This window comes from Bradyrhizobium sp. CCBAU 45384 (assembly GCF_028128665.1).
GTDB lineage: Bacteria > Pseudomonadota > Alphaproteobacteria > Rhizobiales > Xanthobacteraceae > Bradyrhizobium > Bradyrhizobium manausense.
Genome location: NZ_LBIZ01000066.1, coordinates 1 through 11613 on the forward strand (window position 1 = coordinate 1; position 11613 = coordinate 11613).

Annotated in this window: 9 protein-coding genes and 2 pseudogenes; 10 read left to right on the plus strand and 1 reads right to left on the minus strand. The window is 64.8% G+C overall.

The genetic code is table 11. The features are described from left to right. Positions 1–183: 183 nt before the first annotated feature. Positions 184–1044 carry a sulfite exporter TauE/SafE family protein gene (locus XH80_RS03300; RefSeq protein ID WP_271597321.1) on the minus strand — a complete coding sequence of 287 codons (861 nt, stop codon included), beginning with the start codon at positions 1042–1044 and terminating at the stop codon, positions 184–186. A 516-nt stretch (positions 1045–1560) separates the two neighbouring features. On the opposite strand from XH80_RS03300, the gene sdhC reads away from it, so the two are divergent. From sdhC to XH80_RS03350, 10 genes and pseudogenes are all read left to right on the plus strand, one after another. After that, positions 1561–1962 carry a succinate dehydrogenase, cytochrome b556 subunit gene (sdhC, locus tag XH80_RS03305; protein ID WP_057752402.1) on the plus strand — a complete coding sequence of 134 codons (402 nt, stop codon included), beginning with the start codon at positions 1561–1563 and terminating at the stop codon, positions 1960–1962. Continuing rightward, entirely contained in the window at positions 1959–2363 is a 405-nt protein-coding gene (gene sdhD, locus XH80_RS03310) for a succinate dehydrogenase, hydrophobic membrane anchor protein (RefSeq protein ID WP_057752399.1), read from the plus strand. The genes sdhC and sdhD overlap by 4 nt, the downstream gene beginning before the upstream one ends. 3 nt (positions 2364–2366) lie before the next feature. Continuing rightward, positions 2367–4202: a succinate dehydrogenase flavoprotein subunit gene (sdhA, locus tag XH80_RS03315; RefSeq protein ID WP_271597322.1), complete on the plus strand. Its 1836-nt coding sequence runs from the start codon at positions 2367–2369 to the stop codon at positions 4200–4202. Between the two features lie 107 nt (positions 4203–4309). Continuing rightward, on the plus strand, positions 4310–5092 hold the full coding sequence (locus XH80_RS03320) for a succinate dehydrogenase iron-sulfur subunit (protein WP_057752396.1): 783 nt from the start codon (positions 4310–4312) through the stop codon (positions 5090–5092). A gap of 193 nt (positions 5093–5285) precedes the next feature. Next, positions 5286–7439 carry a hybrid sensor histidine kinase/response regulator gene (locus tag XH80_RS03325; RefSeq protein ID WP_271597323.1) on the plus strand — a complete coding sequence of 718 codons (2154 nt, stop codon included), beginning with the start codon at positions 5286–5288 and terminating at the stop codon, positions 7437–7439. Between the two features lie 39 nt (positions 7440–7478). Next, the gene (locus XH80_RS03330) at positions 7479–9422 is read left to right on the plus strand and encodes an ABC transporter ATP-binding protein/permease (protein ID WP_271597324.1); all 1944 of its coding nucleotides are present in this window, start codon (positions 7479–7481) and stop codon (positions 9420–9422) included. Between the two features lie 126 nt (positions 9423–9548). Beyond that, entirely contained in the window at positions 9549–10406 is an 858-nt protein-coding gene (locus tag XH80_RS03335) for an FkbM family methyltransferase (protein WP_442869102.1), read from the plus strand. A gap of 22 nt (positions 10407–10428) precedes the next feature. Then, a complete protein-coding gene (locus tag XH80_RS03340; RefSeq protein WP_271597326.1) occupies positions 10429–10815 on the plus strand; it encodes a VOC family protein in 387 nt (128 codons plus the stop codon). Between the two features lie 72 nt (positions 10816–10887). Beyond that, positions 10888–11106, plus strand: a pseudogene (locus XH80_RS03345) (hypothetical protein); the annotation flags it as partial. Between the two features lie 218 nt (positions 11107–11324). Beyond that, positions 11325–11613 (plus strand): annotated as a pseudogene (locus tag XH80_RS03350) (OmpA family protein); the annotation flags it as partial.

An 11613-nucleotide genomic window follows, 5' to 3' on the forward strand; every position in this document is an offset into this window, starting at 1 on the left:
AACGTTGAAGCTTCGCAACCTCAGCTTCCTCGGTTCAGACCAGATGGACAACCTCCTGAAACACCAAAGTTAGCCGAAGGCGTGACCCACCGCTTTGGTCTCCGCGGTGACAGAAGTGGCGGGTTACGCCGAGCAGATACGCTTCGCGCATCTGCACGGCTAACCCACCCTACGCAGCCACACTCACTGTCCGCCCGCCAGGCTCACCACAAACCGGCTGCCGACGATGAAGAGATAGCACCCGAACGCGGCCTCCAGCGTGCGCTTCGACATCGCGTGTGCGGCCTTCACGCCGAGCGGCGCGGTCACGAGGCTCATCGGCATCACCAGCACGGCGCCAATCAGCGAGACGTAGCCGAGTGCAAAGGGGATTTGCAGCGCTGCAACGGCGGGATAATTCGCAGCGGCTGGCCAGCCGGCATAGATGTAGCCGACCGCGGCGGGGATCGAGATCAGCACGGCGAGCGCCGACGAGGTCGCGACGGCCTGGTGGATCGGCCGACCGTAAAACGTCATCAAGAGGTTCGAAAACAGGCCGCCGCCGATGCCCATCAGCGTCGACAGGATGCCGACGCAAAAACCGTAGATGCGCATCAGCAGACCCTTCGGCAGGTCGTCACCGAGCTTCCAGGCCTCGCGCGCGAAGATGAGGCGCATGGCGGCTGAATAGGCGACAACGACGAACACGATCTTGAACAAGCGCTCCGGCGCATAGCGCGCGACCACGCTGCCGGCAATCACCCCGATCAGAATCGGCAGCCACCAGGCGCGCAGGATCGACATGTCGACGGCACCGCGCTTGTAATGCGCCTGGAAAGAACGGATCGATGTGGGAATGATCACCGCGAGCGAGGTGCCGACGCAGAGCGGCATGCGGACGTCGAGCGGCACGCCGGCGATGCGGAAGCATTCATAAAACACCGGCACGAGAATCGCGCCGCCGCCAATGCCGAACACGCCGGCGAGAAATCCCGAGAGTGCGCCGACTGCGATCAGCAGCAACGCGAGCTCGACGAGTTCCTTGATATCAAGACCTGCGATCATCGGGACCCGCCCGCAGCGCGCCGCAACTTTCCGATTCGCAACGACGTGACGAGCTGCGCGCGAAGCTGTAGGCGATCCGATTCGCGCGGTCGACACGCTACGCCGACGATCTTGGGTGGATTGCAGACGGCGCATATCCGCCGCCTTGCGGAAAATCGATGCGTCTCGCGGAAATTGGCAATGACACGCAAGCTTGCCAAGCGGTCGGTGCGCCATGAACTGACTGGTTCGAACCTCGACAGCCGGTCGGCAACTTGGAGCCGTTCCAATAGTAATTTCAATGCGCCTCAACGGCCGCCACAAAGGATGAACAGACGTTCTGTTTTTCGCCGGTGCACCATTGCTCTGGTATACCAAGGCCCTGATTGGCTTGATGCATCAACGCCGTAGAGCTGAACGCCGGTTCGATTTATGGCGATTTGGTGATTGCGCAGGCGAAATCGACTCCGTAAATAGAGCCGACCTTTCGCGATCCCCGCGCGCGCCCGGCTGGGCCGCCATAAACATCAAAAGCCCATGACCGCACGGATCGAACGACCGCTTTCACCACACATGCAAGTCTACCGCTGGACGTTGACGATGGCGCTGTCCATCGTCCATCGCGCCACTGGTATCGCCCTTTACGTCGGAACCCTGCTGCTGGCCTGGTGGCTGATCGCAGCGGCGTCCGGCTCCGCCGCCGCCTATTCCAATGTGCAGGCTTTCACCGGCAGCATCATCGGCCGGCTCGTCGTGTTCGGCTACACCTGGGCGCTGATGCACCACATGCTGAGCGGTGTCAGGCACTTCGTGTGGGACCTCGGCTTCGGCTTCAAGGCCAATGAGCGCGAGGCGCTGACCTGGGCGGCCCTGATCGGCGGCATCGTGCTGACGGTTCTGATCTGGATCATCGCTTACGCGATCGGAGGTATACGATGAGCGCCAGCGATACGCCGAAGCGCAGCATGCGCACCCCGCTTGGCCGCGTCCGCAATCTCGGCGCCGCGCATTCGGGAACCTCTGATTTCTGGCGCCAGCGCCTCACCGGCGTTGCGATGACCCTGCTGATGCTGCCGGTGATCATCGTCGTCATGATGACGCTCGGCAGCAACCAGGCCGGCGCCAAGGTGATCCTCGGCTCGCTGCCGATCGCGGTGATCATGCTGCTCTTCATCATCGCCAGCGCCTGGCACATGAAGATCGGCATGCAGGTCGTGATCGAGGACTACGTCCACAACGAGAAGCTGAAGCTCATCTCGATCATGCTCAATAATTTCTTCTCGATCGCCGTCGCGCTCGCCTCGACCTACGCGATCATCAAACTGTCATCCGGAGTGTAAGCCATGGCCAACGAGACGAATGGCAAGGCCAACGGCGCTCCCGCCACCAACGGCAAAGCCTATCCGATCGAGGACCACACCTATGACGTCGTCGTGGTCGGCGCCGGCGGCGCGGGCTTGCGCGCCGTGGTCGGTTGCAGCGAGGCCGGCCTGAAGACGGCCTGCATCACCAAGGTGTTTCCGACCCGCTCGCACACGGTCGCGGCCCAGGGCGGCATCTCCGCTTCGCTCGGCAACATGCACAAGGACGACTGGCGCTGGCACATGTACGACACCGTGAAGGGGTCGGACTGGCTCGGGGATCAGGACGCGATCGAATACATGGTGCGCAACGCGCCCGAGGCGGTCTACGAGCTCGAGCATTGGGGCGTGCCGTTCTCGCGCACCGAGGACGGCAAGATCTACCAGCGTCCGTTCGGCGGCATGACCATGGACTACGGCAAGGGCCAGGCGCAGCGCACCTGCGCCGCCGCCGACCGCACCGGCCACGCCATGCTGCACACGATGTATGGCCAGTCGCTGCGCCATGCGGCCGAGTTCTTCATCGAGTTCTTCGCCATCGATTTGATCATGGACGACCAGGGCACCTGCCGCGGCGTCATCGCGCTCAAGCTCGACGACGGCACGCTGCACCGCTTCCGCGCCCAGACCGTGATCCTCGCCACCGGCGGCTATGGCCGCGCCTATGCCTCCTGCACCTCGGCGCACACCTGCACCGGCGACGGCGGCGGCATGGTGCTGCGCGCCGGCCTGCCGCTCCAGGACATGGAGTTCGTGCAGTTCCACCCGACCGGCATTTACGGTTCGGGCTGCCTGGTCACCGAGGGTGCCCGCGGCGAAGGCGGCTACCTCGTCAACTCCGAAGGCGAGCGCTTCATGGAGCGCTACGCGCCCTCGGCGAAGGACCTGGCGTCACGCGACGTCGTCTCGCGCGCAATGACCATCGAGATCCGCGAAGGGCGCGGCGTCGGCAAGAAGAAGGACCACATCTTCCTGCATCTCGACCATCTCGATCCGGCCGTGCTCGCCGAGCGCCTGCCGGGCATCTCCGAATCCGCCAAGATCTTCGCCAATGTCGACGTGACGCGCGAGCCGATCCCGATCGTGCCGACCGTGCACTACAACATGGGCGGTATCCCCACGAACTATCACGGCGAAGTGCTGACCAAGAAGGACGGCGACGACAACGCCGTCATCCCCGGCCTGATGGCGATCGGCGAAGCGGCCTGCGTTTCCGTGCACGGCGCCAACCGCCTCGGCTCGAACTCGCTGATCGACCTCGTCGTGTTCGGCCGCGCCGCGGCGCTGCGCCTGGCCGAGAAGCTGACGCCGAACGGCAAGCAGCCCGAGCTGCCGGCGAACTCGGCCGATCTCGCGCTCGGCCGCCTCGACCATTATCGCTATGCCTCCGGCGGCACGCCGACCGCAAAGCTGCGCGAAGGCATGCAGCACGTGATGCAGAACAATTGCGCCGTGTTCCGCACCGGCGAAGTGCTGAGCGAAGGCCAGAACCTGATCGCGAAGGTCCACAGCGGCATCACCGACATCGCCGTGTCCGACCGCTCGCTGGTGTGGAATTCGGATCTCGTCGAGACGCTGGAATTCGACAATCTGATCTCGCAGGCGGTGGTGACGATGAACTCGGCCGCCAACCGCACCGAGAGCCGCGGCGCGCATGCGCGCGAGGACTTTTCCGCGCGCGACGACCAGAACTGGATGAAGCACACGCTGGCCTGGCTCGACGACAAGGGCAAGGTCAAGATCGAGTACCGCCCGGTTCACGACTACACCATGACCAACGACGTGCAGTACATCCCGCCGAAAGCGCGCGTGTATTGATCCAACAGTAGCCGTCATTCCGGGATGGTCCGAAGGACCGGACCCGGAATCTCGAGATTCCGGGTTCGATGCTGCGCATCGCCCCGGAATGACGAAAGGTTAGAGCAATGGTTGAATTCGCACTTCCCAAGAACTCGAAAATCACCGGCGGCAAGACCTGGCCGAAGCCCGCAGGCGCGACCGAGACGCGCGAGTTTCGCGTCTATCGCTGGAATCCTGACGACGGCAAGAATCCGAGCGTCGACACCTATTACGTCGACGTCAATGATTGCGGTCCGATGGTGCTGGACGGCCTGATCTGGATCAAGAACCACATCGATCCGTCGCTGACCTTCCGCCGCTCCTGCCGCGAAGGCGTCTGCGGCTCCTGCGCCATGAACATCGACGGCCAGAACACGCTGGCCTGCACCCGCTCGATGCACGACGTGAAGGACGGCGCGGTGAAGATCAACCCGCTGCCGCACCAGCCGGTGGTCAAGGACCTAGTTCCGGACCTCACCAATTTCTACGCGCAATACGCCTCCGTCGAGCCGTGGCTGAAGACGACCTCGCCGACGCCGCAGAAGGAATGGCGCCAGAGCCACGAGGACCGCGAGAAGCTCGACGGCCTCTACGAGTGCATCCTGTGCGCCTGTTGCTCGACCTCCTGCCCGAGCTATTGGTGGAACAGCGACCGCTATCTCGGCCCGGCCGCGCTGCTCCAGGCCAACCGCTGGGTGTCTGACTCACGCGATGAGGCGACCGGCGAACGGCTGGACAATCTCGAGGATCCGTTCCGCCTCTACCGCTGCCACACCATCATGAACTGCGCCAAGGCCTGCCCGAAGGGCCTGAACCCGGCCGAGGCCATCGCTGAGCTCAAGCTCAAGATGGTCGAACGCCAGATCTAGGCCGCATCGACGCTGGCTCTGCCCCGGCCCGGGCGGCCGGGGGCAATCTGCGATTGGAACAATTCGGCTTAAATTCGCTCCATCTCGTGTCGCGGGCGATTCAACGGCCTACAACCTCCGGTTCCCATCACAAGCCGCTTCCTTCCTGACGCGAGATTCAAGTAAGCTCTCCGGTCGGGGGACCGGAGCGACCGTGCAGGGCGCACAACGCAACTCGCTGAGACTGCTGCAGTGGATGATGGCGGCATCCCTGGCGCTGCCCATTGCGCTCTTCGCCATTGCCTCGACGATTTCCTACAATTCGACGGTTGATATCGCCGACCGTGAGATCGAGCGGACGCTCGATGTCGCGCATGAGCACGCGCTCAAGGTGTTCGAGACCATCGACCGGAGCCTGGCCGAGCTCAACGAGGTCGTGCGCGACCTGCCCGACGACACGATCCGGTCGCGGGAATCCGCCCTGCACAAGCGCCTGAAGCAACTCGCCGACGCGCTGCCGCAGCTCAAATCCGCCTGGATCTTCGATGCCAACGGAAAGGCGCTGGTCAACAGCCTGGCCTCGCCGCCGCCGAACCAGAGCTTTGCCGACCGCGACTATTTCTATTCCCATGTCGACCAGAGCATCGGAACCTTCATCGGCACCGTCTTGACGCCGCGCCCGCCCTACCAGGGCGCGCGCTTCTTCGGCGTCAGCCGCCGCCGCTCGTCGGACGACGGCAGCTTCATCGGCGTGATCCAGGCATCCGTCCTGCCTGAATATTTCGAGAGCTTTTACGCCAGGATCGGCAGCGATCCGGGCTCCTTCTTTGCGATGGGCCGCACTGATGGCGTGCTGCTGGCGCAGCTGCCGCGGCTCGATCGCGATTTCCGGCTCGATCCGAACGGTCAGGTCGGCCGCAGCATCGCAGCCCATCCCGTCCATGGGCTGTTGACCATCGCCTGGCCGACCGACGGTCTGGAGCGGCGCATCGGCTACCGGCGCGTCGCCGGATATCCGATCTATGTCAGCGCCGGCCTCGAGACCTCGGCGATCCGCGGCCGCTGGCTCACGACCATCAGCCAGCATCTGGTGTTCGGCCTGCCGGCCACCGCGCTGCTGTTCATCCTGCTGGCCTTCGCCTTCCGCCGCACCCAGCATCTGCAGCTCGAAGCTGCCAAGCGGCGCGAGGCCGAGGAGGCGCTCAAGCACAGCCAGCGGCTGGAGGCGCTCGGCCAGCTCACCGGCGGCGTCGCGCATGATTTCAACAACCTGCTGACCGTGATCCGCGCATCGGTCGATCTGTTGAACCGCCCGCAACTGAGCGAGGAGCGGCGGCAGCGCTACATCACGGCGATCGGGGAGGCCGTCGCGCGCGCGGCCAAGCTGACCTCACAGCTGCTGGCCTTTGCGCGGCGCCAGACCTTGAAGCCCGAAGTGTTCGACGTCGGCGAACGGATGCGATCGCTGCGCGACATGCTCTCCACGCTGCTTGGGCCTGCGATCGAGATCGTCACGCAGCTGCCGGCCGAGCCCTGCCTCGTCAGCGCCGATGCCGGCCAGTTCGAGACGGCCATGATCAACATGGCGACCAACGCGCGCGACGCCATGCAGGGCAAGGGCCGGATCGTTTTCACGGTGCACGCGGCGACATCAGTTCCGGATACACTCGCGCATCTCTCCGGCAGCCAGACCCTGAAAAATCCCGGTTTCATCTGCATCACCGTCAGCGACAGCGGCGTTGGCATTCCCGCAGGCCAATTGGGCCGGATCTTCGAGCCGTTCTTCACCACCAAGCAGGTCGGCCAGGGCACCGGCCTTGGCCTGTCGCAGGTGTTCGGCTTCGCCCGGCAATCCGGCGGCGAAGTGACCGTCGTCAGCGAGGTCGACCAGGGCAGCACCTTCTCGCTCTATCTGCCGCGCGTGCCGGCCGATCTGTTGCCCCCGAGCCAGGCGCCGACCACGGCCCCGGCCGTCGCCGGCAGCGGCATGTCGGTGCTGGTCGTCGAAGACAATATCGAGCTCGGCAATTTCGCCGCCGACGGGCTGACCGAGCTCGGCTACAGCATCACGCTGGTCGACAACGCCACCGACGCGCTCACCGAACTTGTTAGCCACGCCGATCGCTTCGACGTCGTCTTCTCCGACGTCGTCATGCCGGGGATGACCGGGCTCGATCTGGCGCAGGCGATGTGCGATCGCTGCATCAGCGCACCTATCGTGCTGACCACCGGCTATAGCCAGGCTCTGTCCCAGGACGGCATCGCCGGCTTCGAGCTGGTGCAAAAGCCCTATTCGATCGAAGAGCTGTCGCGGGTCCTGCACCGCGCGGCGCGCGTGAAACGGGTGCGCGACGGCGCCGCCGAGTGAGATCAGGAACCCGAGGGAACCGGCTCGCGTTGTCGGCTCATGCAGAAGCGGGTCCGAAACAGTGAGCCGGGCAAGACACCGCCCATCGTGAAGATTACCGGCGAGAATGGCGATGACGTCGCCCCGCCGCCGCCGGAAGTGCTCGAGCCCGATTCCGAGCTTACGCCCGAGGAGGTCGAGCAGGCGCGCAGGGATTATCTCCTCACCCGCTTCTGGATCAGTGCGCGCGGCTTCTGGAGCCGCAAGGGCGACCGCTTGGCCTGGCCGTTCTCGATCGGCCTCGTCGTGCTGATCGTTCTCACCGTCGGCTTCCAATACGGCATCAATGTCTGGAATCGGGCGATCTTCGACGCCATCGAGAAGCGCGATGCGACCACCGTCTTCCACCTCAGCGCCGTGTTCTTCCCGCTCGCCATCGGCAGTATCGCGCTCGCTGTCGTCCAGGTGTTTGCGCGGATGGGCATCCAGCGGCGCTGGCGCGCCTGGCTCACCAATAGCGTGCTGACACGCTGGCTCGCGAACGGGCGCTACTACCAGCTCAACCTCGTCGGCGGCGACCACAACAATCCGGAATACCGGATCGCCGAGGATTTGCGCATCGCGACCGACTCGCCGGTCGATTTTATCGCCGGGGTGACCTCGGCGCTGCTGTCCGCGGCAACCTTCATCGTCGTGCTCTGGACCATCGGCGGCGCGCTGACCGTCACGCTTGGCGGCTCCGCCATCACCATACCGGGCTTCCTCGTGATCGCCGCGGTGCTCTATGCCACGATCGCCTCGGGCTCGATCATGGTGATCGGCCGTCAATTCGTGCAGGTCTCCGAGGACAAGAACCAGGCGGAAGCCGATTTCCGCTACACGCTGACACGCGTGCGCGAGAACGGCGAGAGCATCGCGCTGCTCGGCGGCGAAGAGGAAGAGCGCGGCGGCATCGATCGCAATTTTTCCAACGTGCTCAGGCAATGGGCGCGGCTCGCGGGACAACACATGCGGACCACGCTGGTGTCGCAGGGCTCAAGCCTCGTTGCGCCGGTCGTGCCGCTGCTGCTGTGCGCGCCAAAATTCCTCGACGGCAGCATGAGCCTCGGACAAGTGATGCAGGCGGCCTCCGCCTTCACCATCGTGCAGAGCGCATTCGGCTGGCTGGTCGACAATTATCCCAGGCTCGCCGACTGGAACGCCTGCGCGCGCCGCATCGCCTCGCTGATGATGTCGCTCGACGGCCTCGAGCGTGCCGAGCAGGGCGACGGCCTTGGCCGCATCAAGCGCGGCGAAACCAGCAACGATGCGATGCTGGAGCTGCACGACCTTTCCGTCACGCTGGACGACGGCACCGCCGTGGTCGGCGAGACCGAGGTGGTGATCGAGTCCGGCGAGCGGCTCCTGGTCGCCGGCGAATCCGGCACCGGCAAGAGCACGCTGGTGCGCGCCATCGCAGGCCTGTGGCCATGGGGCGGCGGCAGCGTCAACTTCCATCCCGACCGGCGGCTGTTCATGCTGCCGCAGCGGCCCTACGTGCCCTCAGGCAGTCTGCGCCGCGCGGTCGCCTATCCCGGCGCCGAGGAGGACTGGACTGTCGAGGAGATCGGCGAGGCCCTGCACAAGGTCGGCCTCGATCATCTCAAGGAGAAGATTGCCGAAGAAGGGCCGTGGGATCAGACCCTCTCAGGCGGCGAGAAGCAGCGCCTCGCCTTCGCGCGGCTCTTGCTCCACACCCCCGATATCGTCGTGCTTGACGAAGCGACCTCGGCGCTCGACGAGAAGAGCCAGGACAAGATGATGCAGATGGTCACCGACGAACTGCCGAAGGCGACCATCATCAGCGTCGCGCATCGTGTCGAGCTGGAGGCCTTCCACAGCCGCAAGATCGTGCTGGAGCGCCACAAGGGCGGCGCCAAGCTCGTGAGCGATATCGACCTGATTCCCCGCAAGGGCCGGCGCAGGCTGCTCGGGCGATTCCTGCGCCAGCGGAAGGCGGCGTGAGATCGGTAGCCCGGATGGAGCGCAGCGCAATCCGGGAAGGCCTGTTCGCAGGGCGGGAATCCCGGATTTCGCTGCGCTCCATCCGGGCTACAAAACCCTCGATTGGAGTCCCCAACAAAACCGGCTATGCATGCGCCGCCTGCAACGAGGACCGCCTGCTTGACGCCCGACAATTCCCTTTCGACTGCGCCATTCGGCGCGTTCGCGCCCAACGCGGCGCAGGCCGCGATTATCAGGCTCGTGCAGGGATCGGGGCTGAAGCGCGGCGCGTTCCGGCCCTGGATGTCGCGGCTGGTCCATCTGCTGCGCAGCGGCCCGGTCGACGTGCAATATCAGGGCGCTTCGTTCCGCTTCTACCATCAGGGCAGCGCCACCGAGCGCGGCGCGCTGTTCAATCCCGATTACAACATCGACGAGCTCGACTTCCTGCGCCAGCACACACCTTTCGGCGGCACGTTCGTCGACGTCGGCGCCAATGTCGGCACGTTTGCTTTGGTGATGGCGCGGCAGGTCGGGCCCGGTGGCAAGGTTGTCGCGATCGAGCCGCATCCCCTCACCTTCAGCCGGCTCTCGTTCAACCATTCCGCTTCGAAAGCGACGCAGGTTCGCCTGGTGCAGGCGGCCGCGGGAGCTGCCGACGGCGAGCTGATGATCGAGAGCGGCGGCGGCAATCTCGGCGCCACGCATGTCGTGACCGGCGCGGCCAGCGCTGAAGCCATCAAGGTGGCGTCGCTGCGGCTCACACGCATTCTGGACGAGGCCGGCGTGACCCAAGTCGATTCGCTCAAGATCGATGTCGAGGGATTCGAGGACCGCGTGCTGATCGGATTCTTCCGCGACGCGCCCCCATCGCTGTGGCCCCGCGCCGTCGTGATCGAGCATCTGTCACAAAACGAATGGCAGCAGGATTGTATCGCTGACATGGTTGCGCGCGGCTTTACCGTCGCGCGCAAGACGCGCAGCAATACGTTCCTCTCGCGCTGACGCCGAACCCAAGGAGGATACGATGATCGATCATTTGGGCCTCTCCGTCTCCGACTATGAGGCCGCGAAGGCGTTCTATGCGAAGGCGCTCGCGCCGCTCGATTACAGCATGATCATGGAAGTGACGGCGGAGCAGACCGGTCACGCCGCGGCCGCCGGCTTCGGCGCGAACGGCAAGCCCGATTTCTGGATCGAGGGAAAGGGCGCGATGAACGAGCCGGTGCATGTCGCGATATCTGCGAAAGACCGCGCCACGGTTGACGCGTTCTACAAGGCTGCGATGGCGGCAGGCGGCCGCGACAACGGGCCGCCCGGCCTGCGCCCGCATTATCACGCGAACTATTACGGCGCCTTCGTGCTCGACCCTGATGGCCACAACATCGAGGCCGTCTGCCACGCGCCGGAATAGGGCAGGGTGAGGCGGAACATCGGCGCCGCATTATCGTTGTCGTTCTCCTGACAACTGATCCCCGTGCTGCCGATGCCGATCGAACCGCCCGAGATACCGCCATCGACACCCGGCACGCCGACCGAGCCGCCGCCCGGCATCCCGCCGGGCAATCCGCAGCCTGAAATCACGCCGCCGGTACACGAGCCCGGGCAATCGCCGCGACCTGATGAATTGCCAGGCCGCATCCCTGAAGAGATTCCATCGCGCGGACCGAACGGTCCGCTCGCACCCAATCCCGCGACGGATGCCAATTCGTCGCTTGTGTCACATGTGAGACGAGAGCAATCACATCTGAGGCGATTGCGACTCACGCCTGAATACGCAATGAACGTTGTCCTCGTGACATGATTTGCATGCAGAAATAAATCGCGACGCAATGTCTTTGCCCGCCACAATCCAGCCTAACGCGTAGCTGTTCATCACCCGACTTCACATCGTCAAAGAACCTTCCGGGGAAGTTCAACCACATGACCAACCTTCGTTTCGTGCTGCTCGCCACGACGGCCCTGACCGCGATGCAATTTGCCGGCTCCGCAGCTCATGCGCAAAGCGCGCCGCCGCTCGTGGTCGCGCAGGCCCAGCCGGAGACGGGCCCTGACGGAAAACCGAAGCAGCCTCCGAAGGAAGCGCCAAAGGGACCGCCGCCCGGTGCGCCTGCCGCCCGCCCGGCGACGCCGCCTCCCGCTGCACCGCCTGCTGCGCCCAAGCCCCCGGCCGCACCGCCCCCCGCGGCTGCACCGCCGCATCCGCCTGCTC